Source organism: Mesorhizobium sp. CNPSo 4688 (assembly GCF_057784295.1).
This window is the reverse complement of the sequence record NZ_JBWLUY010000003.1, coordinates 81,951-105,876: the sequence shown is the minus strand read 5'-3', so window position 1 is coordinate 105,876 and position 23,926 is coordinate 81,951. Positions and strand designations below refer to the sequence as shown.

Below are 23,926 nucleotides of genomic sequence, written 5' to 3'. Positions count from 1 at the left end.
GCTCCAAAGAAAGTTTCCGATGCAGGATGAAGGCCCTTCGAAAGGCCCACGCTACCCTGGTGTTCCCGAGGGCGGCCCCTGGAGCAAATACAAACAGGACGTACCGGCCATAGGCTCGGGACCTTGGCAGAAGTATCAAAGCTCCAACGCCCCGGAGCCGGGCACTGGCGCTCGACAGTTTCAAATCACGGCACCGAACGGGAAGAAATACCGGGTCACTGGGGACAGCGAAGAAGGCGCTATTGCCGCACTGAAGAAGCATCTTGCGACATCGCCGGCCGGCCCCTCGCATCCTGAGTTCGATGGTTCCAATATCCCCGGCTACAATCCCGAAACCGGAATGGTTGAACACACCTCGGCGATGGACAAGTTGGGGGCTGCATCGGCGGGCACACTCAGCGGCGTGCCAATTGTAGGACCGATGCTGATGAAGGGCGCCAGTGCCCTCTCTGCAGCCACGCAGGCGCCGTTCTCGGACGAGAGCTTCGGGCAGTTGTACGACGACAGCAATAACCGTGCCCGCGAGGTGATGGCGGACAATCCCAAAACTACCTTCGGAGGTAACGTCGTGGGTGCGGTCGCCGGAACCCTTCCGGCGATTGCAGCCGCACCCGAGGCATTTGGGGCTGGTGCGGCGCCATTAGCGGTCCGTTCTGCAGTCAGTGCTTTGACTGGGGGCGGCATAGGCGGCGCGGACGCCGCCGTCAGGTCAGGTGGTGACCCGCATGCGATAGGAACCGGAGCGCTTGCAGGCCTGGCTACAGGGCTTGTAGCGCCCGGCCTTTCGGGTCTCCTGGGGGCCGGTTATCGCGCGACTGCCGACTTCATTTCACGCCGGGCCGGTGCCACTATCGGCGAACTGACGCCGCAGGCTATCAGCCAGCTCTCAAAGGCGATGCAGGCGGACGGCATACCGGCGGCAGAGGTCCAGCAGCGGCTTGCGCAGCTCGGCCCCCAGGCAACCCTTGCGGATCTCGGTCCCAATCTTCAGCAGCAAGCTGCCGGTTTGGTCGCGCGCCCCGGCCCAGCCCGAAGCATTGTACAGGATGCCATCAGAAGTCGGGATGCCGGCGCCAACAGTCGGATAACAGGCGCCGTGGACGACGCTCTAGGACCGGCCCCCATTCCCTCACGAATAGACGCCGGAATTCGCGCCGGTCAGCGCAGCTTGTCGCCAGCCTATGAAGCCGCTCTGCGGGATGCCCGGGCTGTCGACACGCAGCCGATTGCCGATGCGATTGACAGCCAGATTGTAAACCTTCGTGGGGATGCTCAGTCCGCACTCCAGCGTGTGCGCTCGATGCTGAACATTCACGGCACGGAGGTACTTGATCCGCATCCCGCCGCGCTCCTCCAAACCCGCCAGGCAATCGATGGGATGCTGGATGGCGTCACTGAGGGGAATGTTCGCCGAGTGCTCTCCTCTGCTCGTCAGCAAATTGACGATCAACTGGCGCAGTCTGTACCCGGGCTGAAGCAGGTCGATGCGCAGTTTGGGGAGTTCGCTCGGCAGCGTGAGGCATTGGAGAGGGGCCAGACGGTCCTGGACAGCGGCAGAGGCACGCCTAGGCCTCAGGAGCTAGCCGACGAGGTCCAGGCCGCCGCACAGCCTCAGGGGCGTGCCGTAGGGCCTTCTGCGGCTGCTGTGCGCCTTAGGGAAGGTGCAAGGGCTGAGATCGACCGTATCGTCGGGACGAATGCCAATGACCGGGTTGCCCTCCAGCGGCTTATCAAGGGCGAAGGCGATTGGAACGCTCAGAAGCTGGCGACGCTGTTCGGTGGTGAGAGGGCGCAGCGGATCCTGAATGTTCTCGATGCCGAACGGGTGTTTGCCGATACCAGCAACTTCGTCACCCGCAACTCTGCAACCGCCGCCCGCCAGGAGTCGGCCCGGGCATTGGGCGGTGAGACAGGGAGAGGCTTTGGCGTTCGCGAAGGCTACATGGCTGGCGGCACGTTAGGGGCTGCCCGATCAGCCGGGGTCACCGCCGTGGAGCGCATCGTACAAGCCCTTCGTGGTGCTTCCACAGACGCCAATCACGCCGCCCTTGCTCGTGGCCTCATGTCCAACAGCGAATCTGAGATTGCCCGTGCCCTGATGCGGGGGACACGTTCGCCGCGCCTGACCAATGAGATGATGACGGTGGCGAAGGCTCTAATGCTTGGCCCGGCCGCCACGCTGCTCGGGCCTGCCGTCAACGCGAGTGGAAGATAGGCGATGGGCTATCAAGACGGACACCGCGACGATAACCGCCAAGGTCACGATTATCCACGTACCGGTGGGGCCAACCCGGAGTGAAAAGGCGCTGGTGCTTTGATAAACGGCTACGAGAGCAGCGATAAAGATCAATGCGGTGAGAAGCTGAAGAGCTCGGATCATCCCGGCATTATGGAGCAAATCCGATGACAGGTGAAGGCGCCGCAGAAATCTGCATGTCGCTGGCAGCGGACGTTCGCGCCGTTAGATCATCGGCAAGTGGCTCGACGCTGGGTATGAGCCAACTGGTAGCTCAACTTTTGACAGCGCCTGCATCTACCCCGCTAGATGCGTTGGCACTCACAGCACTTGCGCGCCGGCTTCTGTCTCATGTGGTTGGCCAGTTCGGAGACGATATCGAGGCGCTGGATGACGACGAAACAACGACCGCATATGCCGCCATGCTCCTGTCCCGGGCCATCGCAATCCTAGAGACCGAAACGGGCTACAGCGCCGAAGGCTTCACTGGCGAGACCGACGCTACCAACTGAGTTTGAAAACAATCAGGAGCAACCAGATGCAGACCGTAAAGACGCGCGTGGTGAACCTTGAACGTCGGCTGGGCGACAGCAACGGCGCCGGGCTGTTTTGTGTTGTAAGCGGTGGTCCGTCCGATGACGAGATACAGGCTCTCCTGAAGGCACATGGCATCGATGATGCCAACCCGAACAACATGATTCTGATTTTCAAGACGATTTATGAGGGCAGGGACGGTGGCTTGGCTGCGATACAGCCCAAAGCAGCCCTGCTCTACTCGGAAGCCAGAACGCTTGCGGGGCAGGCTAGATCGAAATGGGCGAATTGATCTGATGGCGAAGGCAGGTGGTGCCAGACCCGGCGCAGGGCGTCCGAAAGGGAGCTTAAGCCAACGTCACGTCGAACTGTTGGCCGGCGCTGTGTCCGAAGGCATTACCCCTGTCGAGTACATGTTGGGCATCATGCGCAATGAGAAGGAGGACGAAAAGCGAAGAGCCTGGGCCGCAGAGAAGGCCGCGCCTTACATCCACCCGAGACCAGCCCCGATCGCTCGGCCGATCGAGATAGCGCTACCCGATACCAGCACGGTGGAGGGGATCAACGAGGCGCTCGCCTGCCTTGTCACCGCTACAGCCGAGGGCAGAATCGCTCCATCGGAAGCTCAAAGCATCTCGGCGCTGATCGAGGCTCAGCGGAAAGCTATTGAAACCGGCGATTTGCTAGAACGCCTGGAGGCCCTTGAAGCTTCAATGGCACGGAAGGAATAGCGATGCTCCGATATCACCAGCGGCTGCAGGATCTTGAGCGGCGACGTAGGCATACGCCTGATCGCCCGGCTAAGACCGACCGCGACGCGATTGTGGCCGAGGCCCTCGCGGGACAGATGTCATCGCTGGTCGGGTTGAACATCCAGCAGCGGGCTGCCGTTGAAGCTGCGTTCCGGGCCGATCTTTAGGCAGCGAGCCATATCCACGTTATTGCTGAAGCTTCCGACGAGTCCGAAGAAGCCTTTGACCGCGTGTTAAAGAAGGTAGTGAAGTCTACAGCACCACCTGAAATGCCGGCGCCGAAAGATAGGCCGGCCAAATAGCGGGACTCGATTCGACTCGAATCACTTTTTCAGGCAATAGCGCAAGTTGACGCGGTGCCGGAACGGTTAACGGGTGGCCCTTGAAAAGCCTAGCAGGGAGTGATGTCCCTAGTGGGTTCGACTCCCACTCGCGTCTCCAGGGGTAGTCTTGGGAGCAGTGCATAACGGGGCGAGAGCATCACACTCGCCCCACCTATCCCCTCCTGTAAACCACTTGTTCACACAGAATCGGGCCTATATAGGTGTACAGTAGTCAGCGGCTACATCACCGGGCTTGCCCGAGTCGTTGGCTATTGTGGGGATAAACCCCACTGGAGACGCGAGTCGAAATCAGAGCCTCACGATTCGAAAGAGTCGTGGGGCTTTGTTTTTACAAGTCCTGTAGCTGCCATTCCCCTACGGCTGGGTAGCGCCTTGGCATGGGCCTGTTCCCGATCATCAGTCTCTAGCAGGCATTGGGTCCACTCAAACGGGTCGTTTGTAGCCCACACCTCGTAAGCCGCCATCCATTCCTCCCTCGGATCACTTTGGCTCGTACCCGTACTGCTTAAGGCGCTTCCTCGCCTTTTCGATTTCCTCTGTTGTGAAGAGTGGATGCCATTTCGGCTGTTCCACTACTAGCGCCTCAACGGTCAGTTCGAGCCGTCCCATTCTATGCAGTGCCTCATAGCCATCTGAAGGGCGTGCAGCATTGATTAGGGTTTTAGCCGTCGCTTGCCCATGCCTATCGCTTAACATCTGCAGGAAAATAGTTGCGTGATAGCCAGCCTCTTTCGCCTTCCGGTAGATATCGAACATGGCAGTTGTAAATTTGGGATATGGATCTTCCGCCATCATTTCCCTCGTCGTTTGTAGACTGCGACGTTAAAATGTCGTGCAGTTCACTGTGTTGCCAAACCGATTGCAAGTAGTCGTTTTCGGCTGACTGTTCTGCATGCCGGCAAGAGCCGCATTCGCTCTGGCGGATGCCCTGCCGCGCCCGGAAATCGCCTCGTTCTGGATGCACTGCGCCATGGCCGGGGTGCCTGGCTCAAAGCCATAGGTGACACATCTGTTTCGGAAATAGGTCGCCTGTTCCGCCTCGGGTGTGGTTGCAAACCATGCTGGCGAACCAGGCCTGCCGATGCCAGAACCGGAGCAGCCGCTTACGAGAATGGTGGCCACTGTCACAACAATACTGATCTTGCGCATGCTGGTTTCTCCCTCGGCGCACTGAACGTCAAAAGCTTCGTGACTGCAAGGAGCTAAGATGTGACGACCGTCTCCACTTGTCCGAGGCTCAATTCCTATGCGAAACTTTGGCGATTGAAGTTGGAGGGGTCGATAGATGTCTCGTCACTATTTGTTCCCAAACGAGGGCGAACCGCTCCGCATGTCTCTAAGGTTGGTGCAGGGGCTGGTCTTCGGGAAGGATTTTCTTCCGCAGTTTGCCAACACTAAGCAGCGCGTACTCTCCGCTGCCTTGGAAATCGTAGACGGGAAACCTACTCGGATCAGCCGCACAGAAGGCTCGATCTGGGCATTTGACAGCGCTGGGGGTATTCGGGATGGGCTCCATGAAGCCATGACCCTGGTGATGCAGTCTATCGAGGATCCGCCGAGCGGCGGAACCGTAGTTGAGCTGCGCCCAAGGGCAGGCAAACAGAAGCTGCAAAGAGAATTTCGCTGGGAACCCTCCAAAGCCGATATCGAGCGGGTGCTTGCTGATATCTGGCCCAAAAAGAAGACCGATCGATTGAAGTCTGTCGGAGGCATTGCGCAGCGCCGGCCGCAGATGACCTTCGAGGCACGGCACGCCCTCGACGAGGTCTCGTCAACGTTCTGGAAGATTTCAAACGCAATCGAAGCGCTCAAGGAGCCCAGTCAGAAAGCGTTTGCTTTTGCCGCGCGGGAGCGAGCGCACACCGAAGTTGAATATTCTCATCTCTACCACGCGGTAGCCGAGATGTCAGATTGGCATCTGGAGGTGGAAAAGCGCCATCGGACCGGCAAGGGAGTCTGGTACGCCGTAATCGAGGTTCTGCGGTGGAAAGACCACACCGGAGACCCGATCGAGCGACATCATGAACGCTGCGAAAGTCGCGACAAGGCCGTCGCGGCTGCTCGCCGATTGTTGGCTCTACACTCGGATAAGTTCAACGCAGACACCACCGTTGAGGCCGAGACAATGACTGATCTGGAGTGGACGGCGCGCGCATATCCAGAGTGAGCGCGATTGAGTCTCCGTCGTTCTACTTCTTTCTCAGTCTTACGCCGGCGCCTCCTCCGTTCTCAGGGATGAATTCTATCCCTGCCACTTCAAGGGCAGACCTGATAGCCAGCTTTGCGTCATCGGAGATTTGCCGCCGACTTTTCTCAAAATCCACGATTGTCGACAGGCCCAGGTTTGAGGCTTGGGCGAGCGCCGGCTGGGTCCACTCGATAAGCGCTCGACCGGCGCGCGATTGACTTGGCGTTATCATTTCAACATTTTCTGTTGACGGGAATTGGCTTAGAGCGTATCAACATAAACTGTTGATTGCAACCCAGCCGGAGAAATCAAATGCCGAACACCTCTGTTCGGGCTGCCGCCGAAGGCATGCCCAATGTCAACCGCCGCAACCTCTTGCTTGGTGCGGCTGCTATCTCGACCGTTGCCGCCGTCGCGACGGTCACACCTCAAGCTCATGCCGCGCCGACCAGCCTGGAAGAGGCAATCGCCGCCTGTCAGCGGGCCGAACAAAACTACGGGGTCGTTGTGGCTCGGGAAAACGCCATCGCCAATGAATTGGACGACAGGCTCTTCCCGGAGTGGACGCCACCGGGCGGACTCACTTCGATCTGGTGGCACCATCGGCCCAAGGGCTTCCGGTCGTCCGCCGACCTCGAAGCCGAGATTGCCCGCAAACTAGCAAACGTTGAGCAGTCGTGGTCGTCGGGCTTGATGAACCGCGCCGCATACAATCGGTGGAAGACCACTCTTGCCACTGAAGGCCGCGAGGGGGTGGCATCGCTGCGCCAGCAGGAAGCCGTCATTGAAGCAAGCGGCTACCGTGACGCTATGCAGCAGGCTGACGAAGCCATCGCTGTCTGGAACACTGCATTCCAAGACTTGATCCGACATCCCTGCGGGACGATGGCCGAAGTGAGGGCGAAGTCAGCGGCTCTCATTCACGGCTACCAAGCCCTCGGCGTTGCAATCGATGACGTTGAGTTTGTCGCCTGTCTGGCATCCTTCGCCGGGGAGGGCTGACCATGGGCGTGGTCCTCGCTTTCCGTCCGAAGCCGGCGCCGGTCGGCGAACTGGACGAAATCATCGCATGGCTCAAGCCTGCCACTGACTGGCGGTCTGGCCGGATGCAGATCGAACTGGCGTATCATTTCCGCATGGTCGCCGATTATCGCCGGATACTCGCGACCGACATCTACGGCAAAGACAGCCCTGAAGCTGTCGGTGCCAGCGAGCTTTCCGAAAAGGCGTTTCGCGTCTGGCAGATTGAAGGCCTGAAGCAGATATTCATCCCGGCCGACTGCGTTCGCCATCTTCGCTGGAAGCAGGAATGGTTGCGGCGCAACGGCGGCGGCTCGCCTGAAACCGCGCTTGCCATCGCCCGCGACGAAGCCGCCTTCTCGGGGCGCATCGCCCTTTACGCGCGCCAGCAAGCCACGCGGCGGGGCAACAGGCTGGCGGTGCCGCTATGAACGCGCACGTTCGGCTATCAGACCCGACCGTCCGGCGCTCGATCGAAGACGAGATAGAGCGGCTGATTTCCCTGCTCGACTTTGTAGAGCCGGACCCGGATCTCGAACCTTATCTGGCTGGCGGCGCCGAAGTCGTCGGCACTGACGACAGGGAAGGGGACAGCAGCGACGACGAAGAGGGAGCCGACGCGGAATATAGCCTCGGCTGGACCGAATCGGGCAGCCAGGGCCGCGACGCTTGGGAGAGCGCCGGCTGCCAATACATTGCCGGGATCGACGGCGAACAGTGATCAACGGCACTTTCCCAAGATAGCCCGCTGCCTCACGGTCGCGGGCCATTTTGTTAGCCCGCGTTATGCGCGTCTCGCCGAGTATCTCGCACAACTGTGGAACGCGTGTGTGATGTCGTCACGGGAAATCCCGATGTCGCTGAGCATGTCGTCTGGTGACTCGCTGAGCTCGTCGGTTGCCTTCAACTGCGCCTTCTGTTCAGCTCGATGATGGAGCCAATCGGCAAGAGGACCAACTACGACAAGAGGAAGGTTCAGAAGCATAGGAAGGTTCACAAGCATCGGAGTACTCCCTTCACCGCTGCAGGAAACTACACGCTGCAAGCTAGGCCGATGCGTCGATGCGTCTGTGACAAAATTCACAGATGCCTGACGGACGGGCTTTTCATTTAGTGGAGCCTAACAGCGTGATCAGCGGGCATAACTCTAGATTGGGCGATTATATATTTGACAAACCCAAGCGGGTCCTCCGCCGGGATGGTCCCCGGTTAACCGAAGCGCAGGATCGCGCAACGCCGGGTTCAGGGCGGGTCCTGTGCTCGGTCTGGAGTTAGACCGAATCAGATAATATTCGATTCAATTGGGTCCGAGACTCCAACAAGGAGCCGTACCCGGTTTCCACAGGGGTAGACATTCCCTACGGCTGGTCAGGCCAGCTTGGATTTAACTCGTACCCTTGGGCACGAAGAAACACGTCCATCTGAATCTATGATAGGCCTCGTACTTCGTGTGGGGAATTATCGTCCGGTAGAACGTCATGAGGCGCTCACAGAGATGGTAGCGGTCATCAGCGGAGGCTTGGGCGCGTCCCTTGGGGATAAACCACTCTGGCTCTTGAGGCTCGTTCAGATAGGCGGGACGGGGCAGGCGGACGTAGTAGCCGTCTTCGGTCTCTCTCACAGCGCTAGCGTCTATCGGGTAGCAATCTTTGTTGCCGCAGCAATCATATAGCATCACCGGGTCTTTTTTGCCGGTATACCAATCGTGAGCATCTGCGTCGGCGGCCAAGAGAAGCCATGCCAGCGCGGCCAATCCCCGCTGTTTCATGATACCCCTCAAATTTGAGGAGGATGGTATATTAGCTATCGATAATTGTCAGCAGGGCCGCCTGTTGGGTTTGTCAAATATACAATCCCCCTAGATTGGGGATTAGCGACGGATGATCAAACGGCGGCTTCTGCGCGAGGAGGCTTCGCCGATGAACGCCATGCTCCCTAGCCTACCTTGATGCTCGCTGCCGGCGGCTTCTGCCGACCTTCGCGCCAATGTCTCACTTGCAGATAGGCAGCGGCTGCATGGTCGCAGCGTGCTCGGGATGGGCCATTGGCTTTCAAGAGCACTTCCGCAGCGCTTTGGGAGAGACCGTGCTTCTGGGCAAAAAAGTTCGGGTCGTAAGGGTGTTTGTCCGAGGTCGGATCGATGCTCTCTAATTGTCTACCCATGGCGCGGCTCCTCCATTCTAGCGCCACAAACACCCCGCCCCGTAAAAGGTTCCGGAACCATTTTAGCGCAAGCTAATTGAATCGCCGGGTGTGGGTGTGTTAATGCGTTTGAAGTTCATCGAGCCTTTGTTGCCGACCCTTGTAGATAAGCCTCCCGAAGGCAACGACTGGATTCACGAAGTCAAGTTCGACGGCTACCGCTCTCAGATCATCATTGACCACGATGTGCGCATCTTCACGCGCAACGGCCATGACTGGACGGCGAAATATCGGGACCTGGCCGGCGCCGCGAAAAGGCTGGGCGTTGAAAACGCCATCATCGACGGCGAAATAATCGTGCTCAATGAAGCCGGCCTTTCGGACTACCAAGCGTTGCGCAAGGCAATCACCCGCCGCCAGCACGACCTCTATTTCGTCGGCTTCGATCTCTTGCACCTCAACGGGCACGATTTGCGAGATATGGACCTCGAAGACCGGCGCGAAATCCTGGAAGGAATCATTCTCCCCGATGATCGAATTCAATTCAGCCAAGCGTTGCCCGGAGACGCCAAGGCCATCTTTCATCTAATTGACGAAGCCGGCCTTGAGGGCATGGTATCGAAGCGCCGCGACAGCAAATACCGTAGTGGCCGGTCCACCAGCTGGCTGAAGATCAAGAGCTACATGGTGGAAGAATACGACCTTCTCGGCGTCGAGCGAGAGCCAGGTAAGCCGGCCTTCGCCCTCATGGCCGACCGCGCAACCGGACAATATGTCGGCTCGGCCTTCATCAACGCGCGGGGCGCAATTCGAGACCGCCTATGGAAGCGCGTCCAGGAGCACGCCGGGCCTTCTCCGAAGGGAATGAAGCGGCCGGCGACGCAGTGGGTCAAGCCGGGCCTGATCGGCCGCGTGAAGCACTTGCGTGGAGAGGACGATTTGCGGCACGCTTCCCTGCAAGACTTCCGAGAGGAGGAGTAGAGACGTGTCGGCCGATCGATTGAAGGTCCGGGATGCCGGCGGGGATGGCTACCAAGTGCTCGATTATGACGGCGAGCCCATAGCCATTTGCGCCACCATCGTTGACGCTGCGAGGTTCGTGCACGGTCGAGCAGCGCGGTTCTGGCTAGACTGGGACCGCACCGTCATCGCTGGCCAAACGGCGCCAGGCGACTTTAGCCCAAGCTTCCTCGGCTCAGATGCAGTCGGGCGGATTCAGGCCGAGCGGCATGGACAGAGCGCCGGCAGTTGGTTCTGGTCCATATCCACCCATGACAATCGTTGGCGTAAGCATGGTGGACAGCGGGGCCGAGAGCCGAGCAAGGAGATGGCAGTGGTTGCGCTGGAGCACGAGTTCACCCGCTACCTTGCCGAAACACCGCCGGGCCCTTCGCCCTATGCCCTGGCCAAGGGTCTCTAATGCGGACACGAGATCGTAAAAACCGTACATTAGAATTCCATTGAATCCGCCATCAGACGCATTATGAATCCGCCAGTCACCATTCTGTTTCCAGCCCTTGTATGGGAGGTTGCACCATGGATAAGCGGGTTGTTACGGTCTCATCTCTCGACTGCGATATTGTTCGCAGCGCCTTCAGAAAATCCGTCATCGAAGAGAACATCCCCGAAGACCGGTGGCGAGAACACGCCGCGCTCTTGATCCGCGACTTTACAGGCAGCGACAGCGATGACATCGATCCCGAATTGCTGGAGTGGATCACACGGAAGTAGGGGCCAGAATGCGGGCTTCTCTCAAGAGCGACGACCAATTGTGTGGACCCAGAAAGGCGATTAGCTCGCTGGCCTGTGCGTAGGTAATTCCAGTTTCGCTGACAAGACGGCGAGCAGCACCATCCGTCGCCGGTGGCTTTCTTTGCTCGTCAACCATGATGGCAGTCCTTCCGTATCGCCTAACGGGGTGTAACACGGAATGGTTCCGAACGCTCAGTGGCTCGTGTAATTGCCGTCAACGACGCCGCCGAGATTCTCGTTAAGGCTTCCCTTTATGATGGCTACGCCCTTGCCATGCGAGTCGGCGGCATCGCAATACGCAGCGATAGCGATGCTCAGTTGCCCGTCTCGACCCGCAGCCATCCACCTTTCGGTCGAGACGTGGACGAATATCCCAGGTCCGCTGAAACCGGTAGCGTCGCTGCGCCTAATGCTGTCTATCGTGTTATCCCATGAAGCAAGCACGGCTTTCGCGTTGATCTTTGCGCAGCCCTCGTAGACTGGGGCATTGACGCCCGAAGAAGCGGCGCTGGCCGTCGGACTCTCGTCATGGCCTTTGAACATCCAAACAAGGCCGAACGCGACAATAGCGACGGCTGCAATCCTGGCTCGTTCGCCCATACTTCCCCTCCGTTCCCCAGGGCAGCATCGCGCCGGTAGAGCGCGAACGCAAGCCGGCTCCCGAGGGTCTTGGCGAGGCTCCAATCGCCGCGCTATATCGGCCGCATGGGCAAAGGCTGGACTTTCCAATCGCTGATCGATGACAAGATGACGGTGACGGCTCACTGTCACAATATCGCGTGCCACCATAGCCAGGCGCTCGACCCAAGCTTCGCGATCGGTTCGGGCCTGATGCCCCAGCGATGGCCGATGATCTCACTCCGAAGCTGAAGTGCGCCAAGTGCGGCAGCAAGAAGGTTGGGCTGATCTACTCGCCTGACACCACGCCGAACGCCTATCGTAAGGCCAGCCAATGACCGATAAGCCGGTGACCACGTACAGTTTTCAGTTACGGTTCGGCGGCTTGTAGCTCTCCCACCGCGATAGACGGGTCTCGATGTCGAAGCGGGACGCCTCGAAGTTGGTGCCGACCTTGTTTTTACCGTCGAGCCGATACATCTCGTCCTCGACATCGTCGACAGGCTGGGTCGATCGCACCACCCGCAGCCATAGCGATCGTGCTCGATCGCAAACGTCCTTGACCCGGCTCATTTCTTCCTCCTGTTTCCAGCGCTGCTAGCTCAGAGCAGTAAGTGAATTGCCAGAAGCTCGACGATCAGCAAAACGGCGCACACCGCGCCCCCAAGGGCATAGCCTCGCCAATATTGGCGAACATCCTGATCGGTTTGAAACGTTTCTACCCAAAGCCCGTCAGGGGCAATGCCAAGGCAAATGGGGATCGGCATCGTGGCCGGCACGATTGCAGCAGGCGCTAAAGCAGCTTGACCCGACATGCAGGCGGCCCTCTCGACCGCGAAGAAGTCTGCATATTAGTCCTCGCTAACCAATGGCGCAACGGCTGGCTTTGTGGCGCCACTGACGGCGCTGCGCTTAAAGTTGTACGGGCTTAATTAAGCCGTCGCTCATACGCAGCGTTCATTGTCATTGAGCTGACGGCTGGAGCGTCCCCTCCAGCCACTCCCAGCTTGGCCCGTTGCCGTGGCTCTCACTAAGCCGGCAGCGGGCTTTTTGTTCTCCAGCCCCCTTAGGCCCCTGCACAGCAAAAAATATTGTCGGGGGTCGAGATTCCATCTCGCGGTGCCCCGGCGGTGCCCCGACCGATCTACCGCTAGGCGGGCCTGGTCAGGCGGTGGTTTAACTATTTGAAAACATTAGAAGATGACTGGTGGAGCCAATCGGAATCGAACCGACGACCTCTTGAATGCCATTCAAGCGCTCTCCCAACTGAGCTATGGCCCCACTCCGGCAGTCAGCCGGCGCCGTTGCCGGCGTAGAGGTCCGGAGCGGTTTCAACACCGCGCCGTTTAGTGCAGGCGGCTTCTAACCCCGCCTTCCCTGAATATCAAGCCTGCAAGAACCGCTTTTTCGTCACAGCTCAAGAAAGCCTGCGGGCGCATATGCCCGCGGCCGATCAGACCTCGTCGTCGTCGTCGCCGACGCCGATCATGTCGGCGACATCGTCATCTTCTTCTTCTTCGTCGGCAAGGAACGTATCGTCCTCGTCGTCGCCGAGGTCCACATCGTCCTCGTCGTCGCCCAGATCCGGAAGGTCGTCGCCGGCCTTGACGTCTTCGTCGGCCTCTTCAAGCGAGACGACTTCAACGCCTTCTTCTTCCTCGGCGTCTACTTCCTTCTCGGCCACTTCCTCTTCCTCTTCGATGGCGGCGATCTTGCCTTCCTCGAAGTAGGAACGCGGATAGGTCTTGCCCGTATAGGGCGAGACGATCGGGTCCTTGTTCAGGTCGTAGAATTTTCGACCCGTCTCAGGGTCGACACGCTTTGTGCCAAGTTCGTTTTTTGCCACGGCAAGCCTCGTCAGTAAAAGAGTGGTCCCCATAACCACAGTTTACCGCGCTGTCAAAGCGAAAAGCCGGCGTCACAAAACCAAGTACTGAAAGGCCCCGCGCCAAGTGACGACCATGGGGATGACCATTTGTGCCCGCCGTGATACGAGACCGCCGCAACAAATGAAAAGCGCCGGTGCGCCGGCATTCCGTCCAGGGAAATTCCATGTCTCACGCCGCCGCTGCCAAGCCGGCCACCGCCCGCAAATCCCTAGCCCTTTCCGGCACCGCCCGCGTGCCGGGCGACAAGTCGATCTCGCACCGTTCCATGATGTTCGGCGGCCTGGCCTCCGGCGAAACCCGCGTCAGCGGCCTGCTGGAAGGCGAGGATGTGATGCGCACGGCCGCCGCCATGAAGGCGATGGGCGCGCATATCGAGAAGCGCGGCGCCGAATGGGTGATCCGCGGCACCGGTAATGGCGCGCTGCTGCAGCCCGAAGGCCCGCTCGACTTCGGCAACGCCGGCACCGGCTCGCGCCTCACCATGGGTCTTGTCGGCACTTATGACATGGAAACGACCTTCATCGGCGACGCTTCGCTGTCCGGACGGCCGATGGGCCGCGTGCTCGAACCCTTGCGCCAGATGGGCGTGCAGGTGCTGAAGGCGACGCCCGGCGACCGCATGCCGATCACGTTGCATGGGCCGAAGCACGCTGCACCCATCACCTACCGCGTGCCGATGGCCTCGGCGCAGGTGAAGTCGGCCGTGCTGCTGGCCGGTCTCAACACGCCGGGCATTACCACCGTCATCGAGCCGGTGATGACGCGCGACCACACCGAAAAGATGCTGAAGGGTTTTGGCGCCAATCTCTCGGTCGAGACCGACGAGCGCGGCGTGCGCCACATCTTCATCGAAGGCCAGGGCAAGTTGACCGGTCAGACCATCGCCGTGCCTGGCGATCCGTCCTCGGCCGGCTTCCCGCTGGTCGCGGCACTCATCGTGCCGGGCTCGGACATTGTCATCGAAAACGTGCTGATGAACCCGACCCGCACCGGCCTTTTGCTGACGCTCCAGGAAATGGGCGGCCAGATCGACATCTTGAACCCGCGCAATGCCGGCGGCGAGGACGTCGCCGATCTGCGCGTGCGCTACTCCGACCTCAAGGGCGTCACCGTGCCGCCCGAGCGGGCGCCGTCGATGATCGACGAATATCCGGTGCTGGCTGTTGCCGCGAGCTTCGCCGAGGGCGAGACGCTGATGCAGGGGCTGGAAGAATTACGGGTGAAGGAATCCGACCGATTGGCCGCGGTTGCCAACGGGTTGAAGATCAATGGCGTTGACTGCACCGAGGGTGAAGCTTCGCTCGCGGTGCGCGGCAAGCCCGGTGGCAAGGGGCTCGGTGGCCATCCCAATGGGCAGGACACGACCGTGCAGACCCATCTCGACCACCGTATCGCTATGAGCTTTCTGGTGATGGGCCTGGCGACGGAAAAGCCGGTGACCATCGACGACGCCGCCATGATTGCGACCAGCTTCCCGGAGTTCATGGGGCTGATGAAGGGTCTGGGCGCGGAGATCGGGTGATCAAGACTGAATTAGACCCGGCGTAAAGGAAGTATTGATCTGCAGCCCATATTTTTCTGACCGATGCAGTGCGCTTCACGGGTGGCATAGGTTGTTTTTGGTCGAAGGAAGGCTCAGCGCCGTCAAAGATCTCGCGGATGGTCGTTTTGCGTATTCGCGCGGTCCGAAAAAGCCTGCCGCAATCTTGACCCGAGAGCAACTCGACGAGGTTCAGCGCCTTAATGGCGTGCGTCAGATATTGCCGTACTGCTTTCTGGTTCTCGGTAGCGTTGTCATCTTTGTCCTCAACAAGGATCAGATGCCCTTGACTGCATCCGTGGCAGTCGGTGCGACAGTTGCCGCTATTAGCGCTTTTGTCGTCATCACAATGACGATGCGAATTGGTAAGATATTGGACGGGGCCGCCTCGCAAACCGACTTGCCAGATCGTATTCCCTTCGCAGCGTTCTTTGGGAGCTCGTTGCGGTCCAGCAGTGATCTCCGAGTACGCATGGGCAAATGGTTTTGGGGTTGTACGTGCGTAGCCTCCATCGTCGTCCCGATAGCAAAATATCTAAAGTCCGAGAACATAGGCTGGACCGACACCCTCGCCATGTTCGGATTTGCGATATTTTCCTATGTGTTGTTCAGAGCGTTTTCGGCAGAGCGCCGACGCAGGAAGACTGTCGCAATTACTGACAGGGACTGATCGATAGCCGCCAATTTCGTCCTTGATTTAACGGCCCGCCTCAGCTTCAAGCAGCGGTATGATAGCCGCTAACGAAGAAGCTGGTTTCACCATCGCCATCGACGGACCCGCCGGCGCCGGCAAGGGCACGCTCGCCCGCAGGCTGGCCGACCACTACCGCCTCAACCTGCTCGATACCGGCCTGACCTACCGCGCCGTAGCGCACACGCTGATCCGGCACGCGCTGCCGCTCGACAATGTCTCGGCGGCCGAAACCGCCGCCCGTCAGGTCGATCTGGCAAAGCTCGATCGTGCCGTGCTGTCGGCGCATGCGGTTGGCGAGGCGGCGTCGAAGGTCGCGGTTTACCCGACCGTGCGGCGCATCCTGGTCGAAAAGCAGCGCGACTTCGCCAAGACGCCGCCGGGTGCGGTGCTCGACGGGCGTGACATCGGCACCGTGGTGTGCCCAGACGCCGACATCAAACTCTATGTGACGGCGAGCGCGGAGGTGCGCGCGCAGCGCCGGCTGGCGGAGATCGAAAGCATCGGCGGCACCGCCAATTTCACCGAAATCCTCGCCGATATCGTGCGCCGCGACGAGCGCGACATGGGCCGCGCCGACTCGCCACTGAAGCCGGCGACGGACGCGCACTTGCTTGATACCTCCGAAATGGCTATAGAGGCCGCGTTTCTGGCGGCCAAAGCGATCATCGACGACGCCCTGGCCAAGAGAGATAAAGCCTGATTGAAGGTTTTCGTCGAGTTTCCGTTGCCGGAAGCGAAGAAAATACCCATATCGGGCACGAACCAGCCTGCCAGCATTCTTCATGCGCCGGAATTGCCGCTTAGGCGGCCCAGGGCTTTTGTAGCCCGGAACGCCGGCAGGCCAACGCAACGCTAACCCACGGCGCCCGTCCCGCTTCAGATGCGGGGCACTCCAGGAGAAAATATGTCAGCTGCAAATCCCACTCGCGACGATTTCGCGAGCCTGCTCGAAGAATCATTTACCACCGGTCACTCCGGCGAAGGTCAGGTCGTCAAGGGCACGATCCTGGCGATCGAAAAAGACATGGCCATCATCGATGTCGGCCTCAAGGTCGAAGGCCGCGTGCCGCTGAAGGAATTCGGCGTCAAGGGCAAGGACTCGACGCTCAAGGTCGGCGACACGGTCGAGGTCATGGTCGAGCGCATCGAGAACGCACTGGGCGAAGCCGTCCTGTCGCGCGACAAGGCCCGCCGCGAAGAGAGCTGGGTCAAGCTCGAAGAGAAGTTCACCAAGGGTGAGCGCGTCGAAGGCGTCATCTTCAACCAGGTCAAGGGCGGCTTCACCGTCGACCTCGACGGCGCCGTGGCCTTCCTGCCGCGCAGCCAGGTCGATATCCGCCCGATCCGCGACGTCTCCCCGCTGATGCACAACCCGCAGCCCTTCGAGATCCTCAAGATGGATCGCCGCCGCGGCAACATCGTGGTGTCGCGCCGCACCGTACTCGAGGAAAGCCGCGCCGAACAGCGTTCGGAAATCGTGCAGAACCTCGAAGAAGGCCAGGTTGTCGAAGGCGTCGTCAAGAACATCACCGACTACGGTGCGTTCGTCGACCTCGGCGGCATCGATGGCCTGCTGCATGTCACCGACATGGCATGGCGCCGCGTCAACCATCCGACCGAAATCCTCAACATCGGTCAGACGGTCAAGGTGCAGATCATCCGCATCAACCAGGAAACCCACCGCATCTCGCTCGGCATGAAGCAGCTCGAGTCGGATCCGTGGTCCGAGATCGGCACCAAGTTCCCGATCGGCAAGAAGATCAAGGGTACCGTCACCAACATCACCGACTACGGCGCGTTCGTCGAGCTGGAGCCGGGCATCGAAGGCCTCATCCACGTTTCGGAAATGTCGTGGACCAAGAAGAACGTGCACCCCGGCAAGATCCTGTCGACGACCCAGGAAGTCGACGTTGTGGTGCTCGAGGTCGATCCGGCCAAGCGCCGCATCTCGCTCGGCCTCAAGCAGACGCTCGAGAATCCGTGGCAGGCTTTTGCCTCGAGCCATCCGGTCGGCAGCCAGGTCGAGGGCGAGGTCAAGAACAAGACCGAGTTCGGCCTGTTCATCGGCCTCGAAGGTGACGTGGACGGCATGGTGCACCTCTCCGACCTCGACTGGACCCGTCCAGGCGAGCAGGTCATCGAAGAGTACAATCGCGGCGACATGGTCAAGGCGCAGGTGCTCGACGTCGACATCGACAAGGAGCGCATCTCGCTCGGCATCAAGCAGCTGGCCAAGGATACGGTCGGCGAAGCCGCGACTTCGGGCGAACTGCGCAAGAACGCGGTCGTCACCTGCGAAGTCATCGGCGTCAAGGATGGCGGTCTGGAAGTGCGGCTGGTCGACAGCGGCATCGAGACCTTCATCAAGCGCTCCGACCTCAGCCGTGACCGCGACGAGCAGCGCCCCGAGCGCTTCACCGTCGGCCAGAAGGTTGACGCTCGCGTCATCGCCTTCGACAAGAAGACCCGCAAGCTGCAGGTCTCGATCAAGGCGCTGGAAATCGCCGAAGAGAAGGAAGCGGTCGCACAGTACGGCTCGACCGACTCCGGCGCTTCGCTGGGCGACATCCTGGGCGCCGCGCTGAAGAAGCAGGGCAGCTAAGCCGCTTCGCGCACCGCGTAAGCACCTGCCGCGCCTCGCGCGGCCTGAACCAAGAAAACCCGCGGGCTGCAAGGCTCGCGGGTTTTTTCATACGCGGTGAGAGCTGGCTGGCGGCGGCCTTACGAGGCGGTTGGCACAAGACAAAGACGGTGGAACCCCTTCAATTCGGCACGGGCGGCTGTAGGTTCGGGCGCATGTCGTTTGCCGGCATAGACGTGGGATGTCACGCCCTTCGGGCAAAAGAGAAGCATTGCGCATGAAGGTCGTCGAACTCTATCGCTATCCGGTCAAGAGCCTGCGCGGCCATGCCGTGCCTAGCGCCGATATCGAGATCATGGGCATGGAAGGCGACCGTCGCTGGATGGTCGTCGACAAGGACGGACAGTTCCTCACCATTCGCCAGATACCGGCAATGACGACGATCGATGTCGAGCATCGCGGCACGGGCATCCTGCTGAAGCATGACAGGCATGGCACGCTCGTCGTCGAGGCTCCAGGCCCAGGCGCCGCGCTGCGCCAGGTCAAGATCTGGAAGGACATGGTTGTTGCGCGGTCGGGCGATCCAGCCGCCGGCGCCTATCTCTCGGCGATTCTTGGCCGGCCCGTCGATCTCGTCTATTTCGACGATCCGAAAAACCGGCCGGTCGACCCGGAATTCGGCCAGCCTGGCGACTACGTCAACTTTGCCGACGGTTTTCCGCTGCTGATCGCCACGACGGGCTCGCTGGAGCATCTGAACAGCCATCTTGCCGCGCCCATCAAGATGGCGCGGTTTCGCCCGAACATCGTCCTCGACGCGGAAGGCGCATGGCCCGAAGACAGCTGGAAGACGATCCGCATCGGCTCTGTCGAGCTGCGGATCGCAAAGCCCTGCTCGCGCTGTGTCATCACCACCCGCGATCCGCACAGCGGCGAGCAGCCGGACCCGCGCGAGCCGTTGCAGACGCTTGGGCGTCTCCACCGCTCCGCCAAGGGCGGCATCATCTTCGGCCAGAATGCGATTCCGAACAACGCCGGCACGATCTCAATCGGCGACGCAGTCGAGGTCGTGGAGGCGGGTGTCTCGAACCTGACATAGTCGCGGGGTCTTCTAATTCCGTGGAAGCGTCGGCGGCCGCCATGCTCGCCAGGTCGGCAAAGGCCGCTAGTGGAAGCCAGACGATCGGAGGCCCCATGACCCGCATCGGTTTTGTCGCAGCATTCCTGTTGGCCGGCACAGTGGCGGCGTCACCGGCATTGCCACCCTACTGGCAGCGCAAGGCCGAGATCGACGCCATCACCGACAGCGGCGATGTTGCGCGCAGGCTGGAAAACCATGGCCCCATCGACATGATCGCGCATGTCGGAGACGACCACTACCAGGTAGGCGCCGGCGGCTGCACGCTCGAAGTGTTTGTCGTCAACGACACCAGCGGCGAACAGATGCCGGGGCCGCGCAAGTTCAAGCTGCAGATGGGCGAACTCGTCTGCAAATGAGCTGCCCCGCGGCGTCGCCTCCTCAGGCGCGGCCGTAAAGTGGCACCAGCGTGCCGCTCATCGCCAGATTGGCCGGTGATGCCAGATAGGCGATGGCTTCGGCGGCAGCTTCCAGGCTGACCCATTTGGTGACATCGGCATCCGGCATGTCGGCGCGGTTGGCCGGCGTATCGAGCGTCGAGGGCGCAATCGCGTTGACCAGTATGCCCTTGTGCTTCAGCTCTTCCGCCATTGCCACAGTCATTGCCGCCACCGCGGCCTTGCTGGCGGCATAGGCGACCATGCCGGCGCCACGGCGCGGGTCGAGGCCGGCGCGGGCCGTGACATTGACGATGCGGCCCGCAATGGCCGAGCCAAGCATGGAGCGCACCGCGGCGCGGCAGCACAGGAAAGCGGTGCGCGCGTTGGTGTCCATCATTTCGGCAAAGGAAGCGGATTCGATCTTCTCAACCGGTGCCGCGGCAAAGCCGCCGGCCAGATGGATGGAGGCCCACAGATCGGGAACGCTGTCGTAGAAGGCATCGACCTTGGCGGGATCGGCGAGATCGACATTATGCGCCAGCCGGACGCGCTCATCAGCCGTGAAAGGAAAATGCGACGGGGCCGACGCGTGCGCATTGGGCACGTGGCAGATCGCGCCGTCGGCCAATAATTTGCCGACGACCGCAGCACCAAGCGCGCCAGTGCCGCCGGTGACCACGATATGCCTGCCCTGAAGTGTTTCCGTCATCCTGGACCGCTCCTGTAATTTTTTATGATTATGTCGTTGTTTCGCCGCGCCCGACGCAGAGCGTCGCCCCTTTTGCACGATCACTCAACCGCCATCTCGACATGGCAGTGTTGCGTCTTTGCATCGCTCGAAGCTGCCGGCACCCCGCTTTGCCGGCGCATGGACGTACGGCGAATGGCAAGGCGTCAATCGATGGTGATTTCGATGACGTGCGGTAGCCCGGTTGCGTGTGCGCGTATGAGCGCATCGGCAAGATCAGCAGTACCGGCAAGCCGTTCGGCGGCAATGCCGTAAGCCTCGGCCAGCTTGCAGAAATCCGGCGGCGCCGGCGACACGCCGACTGGTTCGACGCCGACATCGAGCATCGAAGTCTCGATCTCGCGATAGCCTCTGTTGTTCCAGACGACGAAGATGACCGGCGCCGGAGCATCGAGCGCCGCGCCCAGTTCCGGCAGGGTGAACTGGAAGCCGCCATCGCCAGTGAGACACACCACCGGCACGCCGGGCATGGCAAGCGCGGCGCCGATCGCCGCCGGCGGCCCATAGCCGAGTGCGCCGAAGCCGGTGGCGGCGTTGAACCAGCCGCCCGGCCGGTCGTGGTCGTAATAGAGATTGGCGGCGTAGATCGGCTGTGTCGAATCGCCGACGATGATGGCACCCGGCAAGGCGTCGCGGATGGTTTCCACCGCATGCACCTGTGCCGCATAGGCCGGGCTCAGTTCGGCAAAGGCCGCTTTTCGTGCCACGTCGGCGCGGCTCTCGCCGTCCTTCGCTGCGACATGATCAGGGCCCATCGCGGCAAGCAAGGTTTCGATCGCCTCAGCGCAATCGGCCTGGATGCCGACGCTCACCGGGCGGCGGGCGAGCTGGTCGGCGCCGATATCGATGCGGATCAGATTGGCCGGCAAGACAAAACCGCCGTCGCTGTAGCCGTCATAGTCGGTCGGGCCGAATTCGGTGCCGGCGGCGATGACCAGATCGGCGCCGGCCATCAGCGCACGCACCGCTTTCAGGCTGGGGCTGGCAGGCACGCAAAGCGGATGCGCATGCAGCAGGCCCCGTGCATTGGCCGTCTGGACGACAGGCGCTCCCAGCCGCTCGGCCAGGCGCTGCAAGGGCTCACCGGCGCGCTTGGCGCCGCCGCCGGCCAGGATCAGCGGCCGGCGCGCGGCGGCGATCAGTCTGGCGGCTTCGGCAATGGCCGCGCCATCCGGCGCAGGTGGCGCCGCATTGGTGAGCAGAGCAGTGATGCCGTCGGCCGGTTTGACCATGACATCGGTCGGGATTTCGATATGCACAGGCCCCGGTCGCGAAGACGAAAACAGCGCGAAGGCCTGCGCCAAAGCGCCGGGCAACTCGCCGGCCTCGGTGACGCGCTGCGAAAACAGCGCCACCTTTTCCATCATGCCGCGCTGGTCCGGCAGTTCGTGCAGGAAGCCCAGCCCCTTGCCCAGCGTCGGCATCGCGTTGACGCCCGAAATCACCAGCATCGGCACGGAATCGGCGCGCGCCTGGCCCATGGCGGTGATGGTGTTGGTCAGTCCCGGTCCGGTGATGACGAAGGCAACGCCCGGCCTGCCGCTGGCGCGCGCATAGCCGTCGGCCATGAAGCCTGCGCCCTGTTCGTGGCGCGGGGTGATGTGACGGATCTTCGAGCGCGCCAGGCCGCGGTACAGCTCGACCGTGTGGACGCCGGGAATGCCGAAGACGGTGTCGACGCCATGCGCCTCGAGCAGCGTGATGAGGGCTTCGCCGAGCGTTGTCATTTGTCTTTTCCCCTTTCCGGTGCGAGGCCGAGCTCGGCCTCTATGGCTTTGACGCCGATCGCCGCCAATTCGCCAGGCGAGAACATCTCTGCGGCCAGACAGCCTTCGATCCAGAGCCCGTCGATGATCGCGTTGATCGCGATGGCATGGCGGCGCAGCTCATTTGCGTCCGGCCTGCGCTGTTCGGCGGCAAGCACTTCGGCCACGACCGCTTCCACCTCGTTGCGAAAGCCGAGATAGCCTTCGCGGTGCGCTCGGGCGAGCGTCGGATCCGCGCCGGCGCGGCCGATGAAGGTTGCCCAGAGCGAAAACACCCGCGCATCGATGATCGGCGCGTTGAGGTTGGCGGTGACGAAGGCCGCAAGGCGTTGGCGCGGCGAGGCGTTCTCCATGAGCAATGCCGCCTTCGCCTGCTCGGTCATGCGGCCCATCAGCGTTGCATAGGCTTCTTGCAGCAATTCCTCCTTGCCGGGGAAATAGTGCCGGATCAGCCCGGCGGTGACGCCGGCGCGCAAGGCGATGGTGCGCAGGCTGGCGCCCTCCAGCCCATGTTCCGCCACGCTGTCCAGGGTCGCGTCGATCAGGTCCTGCCGCCGCCGTTCCTCGCCCTCGCGGCGGAACTTGCGGCGCTCATTCATTGGCGCAGGATGGGCCGCGTCAGGCATGTCGGCCCACCTTCGCAGGCGATGCAGAGCGCATCCGCGTCGAAGATTTCAACCGTGCAGCCGGCTGCTTCCATCGCGGCTTTGGTCCTGGGAAAGCCTGCGACGGCAATGACCTTGTGCGGGCTGGTTGGCAGCACGTTCAGGCTGAGGCCGTTGGACGCGGCAAACTCTTCGGCGTCGCCCTCGACCAGCCGGATGCCGCGTGCCTTCAGCAACTGATAGAACGGAGCCGGCAAAAGCGGTGAATAGACCAGCGCGAGGTCGTCGGCCAGCGGGCTGATCACCGACATCAGATGCAGGCACGCCTCCTCGCCCTGCCACAGCGGCAGATCGAAGCCGTAGACGGAAATGCCAAGCGGCGCCAGCAGATTGGACACCTGCTGGATGCCTTCCTGGTTGGAGCGCACACCACGCCCGATCACCAGCGTGCTGTTATCCAGCCATACGCAATCACCGCCTTCGACCTGGCCGGGAGCCTCGACACGGCCGAGGATAGGAATACCCAGGCGTGTATAGGTTTCCTCATGCAGCGATGGCTCGCTCTCGCGCAATGGCTTGCCCATGGACAGGATCAGCGCGCCGCGGTCGGTCATCAGCGACGGGTCGTGGGTGAATACCGAGTCCGACAATCCGTCGGCCTTGTCATCGATCCATTCGATTTCGGCGCCGGAAGCCCTTACCAGTTCAGCGAGAGCCGCGTGCTGCGATGCCGCTTTCGCAGGATCGAAACCCGGGCCATAGTGCCAGGTAGCCCTGTCGGCGCCGCGCATGGCATTGGCGGCCGACCGCATCAGCACACGCCGCAACGGCGCCGCCATGGACTGTGATCCGAAAGCGCTCATCGATGTCCTTTTCGAGGTGAAAAAAATGGGAAAAATTTCATCGAACGCTATTTATACACTTGCACAATAAGGCCGCAAGTGCCGTAATGGGCGGGATTGACGGGCTCGCGCTGTTGGGTCCATGCTGAAGTCTGGA

27 protein-coding genes and 2 tRNA genes are annotated in these 23,926 nt (G+C 61.1%); 18 read left to right on the top strand and 11 right to left on the bottom strand.

Annotated elements, in window-relative coordinates:
• Nucleotides 1-19 precede the first annotated feature (19 nt).
• From AC04SH_RS06075 to AC04SH_RS06055, 5 genes are all read left to right on the top strand, one after another.
• Entirely contained in the window at nucleotides 20-2,215 is a 2,196-nt protein-coding gene (locus tag AC04SH_RS06075; RefSeq protein ID WP_488574335.1) for a hypothetical protein, read from the top strand.
• 188 nt (nucleotides 2,216-2,403) lie between these two features.
• Complete coding sequence (locus AC04SH_RS06070; protein ID WP_488574334.1) at nucleotides 2,404-2,748, top strand: hypothetical protein; 345 nt, start codon at nucleotides 2,404-2,406, stop codon at nucleotides 2,746-2,748.
• A gap of 26 nt (nucleotides 2,749-2,774) precedes the next feature.
• The gene (locus AC04SH_RS06065; RefSeq protein ID WP_488574333.1) at nucleotides 2,775-3,062 is read left to right on the top strand and encodes a hypothetical protein; all 288 of its coding nucleotides are present in this window, start codon (nucleotides 2,775-2,777) and stop codon (nucleotides 3,060-3,062) included.
• A gap of 4 nt (nucleotides 3,063-3,066) precedes the next feature.
• Nucleotides 3,067-3,501: a hypothetical protein gene (locus tag AC04SH_RS06060; protein WP_488574332.1), complete on the top strand. Its 435-nt coding sequence runs from the start codon at nucleotides 3,067-3,069 to the stop codon at nucleotides 3,499-3,501.
• 371 nt (nucleotides 3,502-3,872) lie between these two features.
• Nucleotides 3,873-3,963 (top strand) — tRNA-Ser (locus AC04SH_RS06055).
• Nucleotides 3,964-4,346: 383 nt separating this feature from the next.
• On the opposite strand, the gene AC04SH_RS06050 is transcribed toward AC04SH_RS06055, so the two are convergent.
• Both AC04SH_RS06050 and AC04SH_RS06045 read right to left on the bottom strand, forming a co-directional pair.
• Nucleotides 4,347-4,658 carry a hypothetical protein gene (locus tag AC04SH_RS06050; protein WP_488574331.1) on the bottom strand — a complete coding sequence of 104 codons (312 nt, stop codon included), beginning with the start codon at nucleotides 4,656-4,658 and terminating at the stop codon, nucleotides 4,347-4,349.
• A gap of 30 nt (nucleotides 4,659-4,688) precedes the next feature.
• Complete coding sequence (locus tag AC04SH_RS06045; RefSeq protein WP_488574330.1) at nucleotides 4,689-5,015, bottom strand: hypothetical protein; 327 nt, start codon at nucleotides 5,013-5,015, stop codon at nucleotides 4,689-4,691.
• A gap of 136 nt (nucleotides 5,016-5,151) precedes the next feature.
• Between AC04SH_RS06045 and AC04SH_RS06040 the strand changes: the two genes are divergently transcribed.
• The 7 genes from AC04SH_RS06040 (at nucleotide 5,152) to AC04SH_RS06010 (ending at nucleotide 10,947) form a co-directional block, all read left to right on the top strand.
• Nucleotides 5,152-6,033, top strand: coding sequence for a hypothetical protein (locus AC04SH_RS06040; RefSeq protein ID WP_488574329.1), 882 nt, complete (start codon nucleotides 5,152-5,154; stop codon nucleotides 6,031-6,033).
• Between the two features lie 333 nt (nucleotides 6,034-6,366).
• Nucleotides 6,367-7,056, top strand: coding sequence for a hypothetical protein (locus tag AC04SH_RS06035; protein WP_488574328.1), 690 nt, complete (start codon nucleotides 6,367-6,369; stop codon nucleotides 7,054-7,056).
• Nucleotides 7,057-7,160: 104 nt separating this feature from the next.
• Nucleotides 7,161-7,505 carry a hypothetical protein gene (locus AC04SH_RS06030; RefSeq protein ID WP_488574327.1) on the top strand — a complete coding sequence of 115 codons (345 nt, stop codon included), beginning with the start codon at nucleotides 7,161-7,163 and terminating at the stop codon, nucleotides 7,503-7,505.
• Complete coding sequence (locus tag AC04SH_RS06025) at nucleotides 7,502-7,795, top strand: hypothetical protein (RefSeq protein WP_488574326.1); 294 nt, start codon at nucleotides 7,502-7,504, stop codon at nucleotides 7,793-7,795. Before AC04SH_RS06030 ends, AC04SH_RS06025 begins: the two co-directional genes overlap by 4 nt.
• 1,544 nt (nucleotides 7,796-9,339) lie before the next feature.
• Nucleotides 9,340-10,197, top strand: a complete 858-nt coding sequence (locus AC04SH_RS06020; protein ID WP_488574325.1) for an ATP-dependent DNA ligase — start codon at nucleotides 9,340-9,342, stop codon at nucleotides 10,195-10,197.
• A gap of 4 nt (nucleotides 10,198-10,201) precedes the next feature.
• Nucleotides 10,202-10,636 (top strand): hypothetical protein, encoded by a 435-nt coding sequence (locus tag AC04SH_RS06015; RefSeq protein ID WP_488574324.1) that lies wholly within the window; start codon nucleotides 10,202-10,204, stop codon nucleotides 10,634-10,636.
• Nucleotides 10,637-10,752: 116 nt separating this feature from the next.
• Nucleotides 10,753-10,947 (top strand): hypothetical protein, encoded by a 195-nt coding sequence (locus AC04SH_RS06010; protein WP_488574323.1) that lies wholly within the window; start codon nucleotides 10,753-10,755, stop codon nucleotides 10,945-10,947.
• Nucleotides 10,948-11,160: 213 nt separating this feature from the next.
• Here the strand turns inward: AC04SH_RS06010 and AC04SH_RS06005 are convergent, their stop codons facing one another.
• The 5 genes from AC04SH_RS06005 to AC04SH_RS05985 all read right to left on the bottom strand — a co-directional run bounded on the left by AC04SH_RS06005 (nucleotide 11,161) and on the right by AC04SH_RS05985 (nucleotide 13,432).
• The gene (locus AC04SH_RS06005; RefSeq protein WP_488574322.1) at nucleotides 11,161-11,568 is read right to left on the bottom strand and encodes a hypothetical protein; all 408 of its coding nucleotides are present in this window, start codon (nucleotides 11,566-11,568) and stop codon (nucleotides 11,161-11,163) included.
• 384 nt (nucleotides 11,569-11,952) lie between these two features.
• Nucleotides 11,953-12,159, bottom strand: coding sequence for a hypothetical protein (locus tag AC04SH_RS06000; protein ID WP_488574321.1), 207 nt, complete (start codon nucleotides 12,157-12,159; stop codon nucleotides 11,953-11,955).
• 29 nt (nucleotides 12,160-12,188) lie between these two features.
• Nucleotides 12,189-12,401 (bottom strand): hypothetical protein, encoded by a 213-nt coding sequence (locus tag AC04SH_RS05995; protein ID WP_488574320.1) that lies wholly within the window; start codon nucleotides 12,399-12,401, stop codon nucleotides 12,189-12,191.
• Between the two features lie 390 nt (nucleotides 12,402-12,791).
• Nucleotides 12,792-12,867 (bottom strand) — tRNA-Ala (locus AC04SH_RS05990).
• Nucleotides 12,868-13,039: 172 nt separating this feature from the next.
• Entirely contained in the window at nucleotides 13,040-13,432 is a 393-nt protein-coding gene (locus tag AC04SH_RS05985; RefSeq protein WP_181056631.1) for a TIGR02300 family protein, read from the bottom strand.
• A gap of 206 nt (nucleotides 13,433-13,638) precedes the next feature.
• Between AC04SH_RS05985 and aroA the strand changes: the two genes are divergently transcribed.
• The 6 genes from aroA (at nucleotide 13,639) to AC04SH_RS05955 (ending at nucleotide 19,787) form a co-directional block, all read left to right on the top strand.
• The gene (gene aroA, locus AC04SH_RS05980) at nucleotides 13,639-14,997 is read left to right on the top strand and encodes a 3-phosphoshikimate 1-carboxyvinyltransferase (protein ID WP_488574319.1); all 1,359 of its coding nucleotides are present in this window, start codon (nucleotides 13,639-13,641) and stop codon (nucleotides 14,995-14,997) included.
• A gap of 91 nt (nucleotides 14,998-15,088) precedes the next feature.
• On the top strand, nucleotides 15,089-15,685 hold the full coding sequence (locus AC04SH_RS05975) for a hypothetical protein (RefSeq protein ID WP_488574318.1): 597 nt from the start codon (nucleotides 15,089-15,091) through the stop codon (nucleotides 15,683-15,685).
• 58 nt (nucleotides 15,686-15,743) lie between these two features.
• Nucleotides 15,744-16,409, top strand: coding sequence for a (d)CMP kinase (cmk, locus tag AC04SH_RS05970; protein WP_488574317.1), 666 nt, complete (start codon nucleotides 15,744-15,746; stop codon nucleotides 16,407-16,409).
• Between the two features lie 204 nt (nucleotides 16,410-16,613).
• Nucleotides 16,614-18,311, top strand: coding sequence for a 30S ribosomal protein S1 (gene rpsA / locus AC04SH_RS05965; protein ID WP_112563700.1), 1,698 nt, complete (start codon nucleotides 16,614-16,616; stop codon nucleotides 18,309-18,311).
• Between the two features lie 256 nt (nucleotides 18,312-18,567).
• Nucleotides 18,568-19,389 (top strand): MOSC domain-containing protein, encoded by an 822-nt coding sequence (locus tag AC04SH_RS05960; protein ID WP_488574316.1) that lies wholly within the window; start codon nucleotides 18,568-18,570, stop codon nucleotides 19,387-19,389.
• A gap of 95 nt (nucleotides 19,390-19,484) precedes the next feature.
• The gene (locus tag AC04SH_RS05955; RefSeq protein ID WP_488574315.1) at nucleotides 19,485-19,787 is read left to right on the top strand and encodes a hypothetical protein; all 303 of its coding nucleotides are present in this window, start codon (nucleotides 19,485-19,487) and stop codon (nucleotides 19,785-19,787) included.
• A gap of 22 nt (nucleotides 19,788-19,809) precedes the next feature.
• On the opposite strand, the gene AC04SH_RS05950 is transcribed toward AC04SH_RS05955, so the two are convergent.
• The 4 genes from AC04SH_RS05950 to AC04SH_RS05935 all read right to left on the bottom strand — a co-directional run bounded on the left by AC04SH_RS05950 (nucleotide 19,810) and on the right by AC04SH_RS05935 (nucleotide 23,790).
• Complete coding sequence (locus tag AC04SH_RS05950; protein WP_488574314.1) at nucleotides 19,810-20,517, bottom strand: SDR family NAD(P)-dependent oxidoreductase; 708 nt, start codon at nucleotides 20,515-20,517, stop codon at nucleotides 19,810-19,812.
• A 185-nt stretch (nucleotides 20,518-20,702) separates the two neighbouring features.
• A complete protein-coding gene (locus AC04SH_RS05945) occupies nucleotides 20,703-22,283 on the bottom strand; it encodes a 5-guanidino-2-oxopentanoate decarboxylase (protein ID WP_488574313.1) in 1,581 nt (526 codons plus the stop codon).
• On the bottom strand, nucleotides 22,280-22,948 hold the full coding sequence (locus tag AC04SH_RS05940; protein WP_488574312.1) for a TetR family transcriptional regulator C-terminal domain-containing protein: 669 nt from the start codon (nucleotides 22,946-22,948) through the stop codon (nucleotides 22,280-22,282). The genes AC04SH_RS05945 and AC04SH_RS05940 overlap by 4 nt, the downstream gene beginning before the upstream one ends.
• On the bottom strand, nucleotides 22,918-23,790 hold the full coding sequence (locus AC04SH_RS05935) for a dimethylarginine dimethylaminohydrolase family protein (RefSeq protein ID WP_477232018.1): 873 nt from the start codon (nucleotides 23,788-23,790) through the stop codon (nucleotides 22,918-22,920). Before AC04SH_RS05935 ends, AC04SH_RS05940 begins: the two co-directional genes overlap by 31 nt.
• Between the last annotated feature and the right edge of the window lie 136 nt (nucleotides 23,791-23,926).

Excerpts from the sequence above, each read along its gene's own strand:
- AC04SH_RS06010 (WP_488574323.1), top strand. The coding sequence starts at position 10,753 with ATGGATAAGCGGGTTGTTACGGTCTCATCTCTCGACTGCGATATTGTT.
- AC04SH_RS06030 (WP_488574327.1), top strand. The coding sequence starts at position 7,161 with ATGCAGATCGAACTGGCGTATCATTTCCGCATGGTCGCCGATTATCGC.
- AC04SH_RS05995 (WP_488574320.1), bottom strand. The coding sequence starts at position 12,401 with ATGTCGGGTCAAGCTGCTTTAGCGCCTGCTGCAATCGTGCCGGCCACG.
- AC04SH_RS06075 (WP_488574335.1), top strand. The coding sequence starts at position 20 with ATGCAGGATGAAGGCCCTTCGAAAGGCCCACGCTACCCTGGTGTTCCC.
- AC04SH_RS06045 (WP_488574330.1), bottom strand. The coding sequence starts at position 5,015 with ATGCGCAAGATCAGTATTGTTGTGACAGTGGCCACCATTCTCGTAAGC.
- AC04SH_RS06050 (WP_488574331.1), bottom strand. The coding sequence starts at position 4,658 with ATGGCGGAAGATCCATATCCCAAATTTACAACTGCCATGTTCGATATC.
- cmk (WP_488574317.1), top strand. The coding sequence starts at position 15,744 with ATGATAGCCGCTAACGAAGAAGCTGGTTTCACCATCGCCATCGACGGA.
- AC04SH_RS06060 (WP_488574332.1), top strand. The coding sequence starts at position 3,067 with ATGGCGAAGGCAGGTGGTGCCAGACCCGGCGCAGGGCGTCCGAAAGGG.
- AC04SH_RS06005 (WP_488574322.1), bottom strand. The coding sequence starts at position 11,568 with ATGGGCGAACGAGCCAGGATTGCAGCCGTCGCTATTGTCGCGTTCGGC.
- AC04SH_RS06000 (WP_488574321.1), bottom strand. The coding sequence starts at position 12,159 with ATGAGCCGGGTCAAGGACGTTTGCGATCGAGCACGATCGCTATGGCTG.
- AC04SH_RS05945 (WP_488574313.1), bottom strand. The coding sequence starts at position 22,283 with ATGACAACGCTCGGCGAAGCCCTCATCACGCTGCTCGAGGCGCATGGC.
- AC04SH_RS05950 (WP_488574314.1), bottom strand. The coding sequence starts at position 20,517 with ATGACGGAAACACTTCAGGGCAGGCATATCGTGGTCACCGGCGGCACT.
- AC04SH_RS06020 (WP_488574325.1), top strand. The coding sequence starts at position 9,340 with ATGCGTTTGAAGTTCATCGAGCCTTTGTTGCCGACCCTTGTAGATAAG.
- AC04SH_RS06040 (WP_488574329.1), top strand. The coding sequence starts at position 5,152 with ATGTCTCGTCACTATTTGTTCCCAAACGAGGGCGAACCGCTCCGCATG.
- rpsA (WP_112563700.1), top strand. The coding sequence starts at position 16,614 with ATGTCAGCTGCAAATCCCACTCGCGACGATTTCGCGAGCCTGCTCGAA.
- AC04SH_RS05940 (WP_488574312.1), bottom strand. The coding sequence starts at position 22,948 with ATGCCTGACGCGGCCCATCCTGCGCCAATGAATGAGCGCCGCAAGTTC.
- aroA (WP_488574319.1), top strand. The coding sequence starts at position 13,639 with ATGTCTCACGCCGCCGCTGCCAAGCCGGCCACCGCCCGCAAATCCCTA.
- AC04SH_RS06025 (WP_488574326.1), top strand. The coding sequence starts at position 7,502 with ATGAACGCGCACGTTCGGCTATCAGACCCGACCGTCCGGCGCTCGATC.
- AC04SH_RS05955 (WP_488574315.1), top strand. The coding sequence starts at position 19,485 with ATGACCCGCATCGGTTTTGTCGCAGCATTCCTGTTGGCCGGCACAGTG.
- AC04SH_RS06065 (WP_488574333.1), top strand. The coding sequence starts at position 2,775 with ATGCAGACCGTAAAGACGCGCGTGGTGAACCTTGAACGTCGGCTGGGC.
- AC04SH_RS06070 (WP_488574334.1), top strand. The coding sequence starts at position 2,404 with ATGACAGGTGAAGGCGCCGCAGAAATCTGCATGTCGCTGGCAGCGGAC.
- AC04SH_RS05935 (WP_477232018.1), bottom strand. The coding sequence starts at position 23,790 with ATGAGCGCTTTCGGATCACAGTCCATGGCGGCGCCGTTGCGGCGTGTG.
- AC04SH_RS06035 (WP_488574328.1), top strand. The coding sequence starts at position 6,367 with ATGCCGAACACCTCTGTTCGGGCTGCCGCCGAAGGCATGCCCAATGTC.
- AC04SH_RS05960 (WP_488574316.1), top strand. The coding sequence starts at position 18,568 with ATGAAGGTCGTCGAACTCTATCGCTATCCGGTCAAGAGCCTGCGCGGC.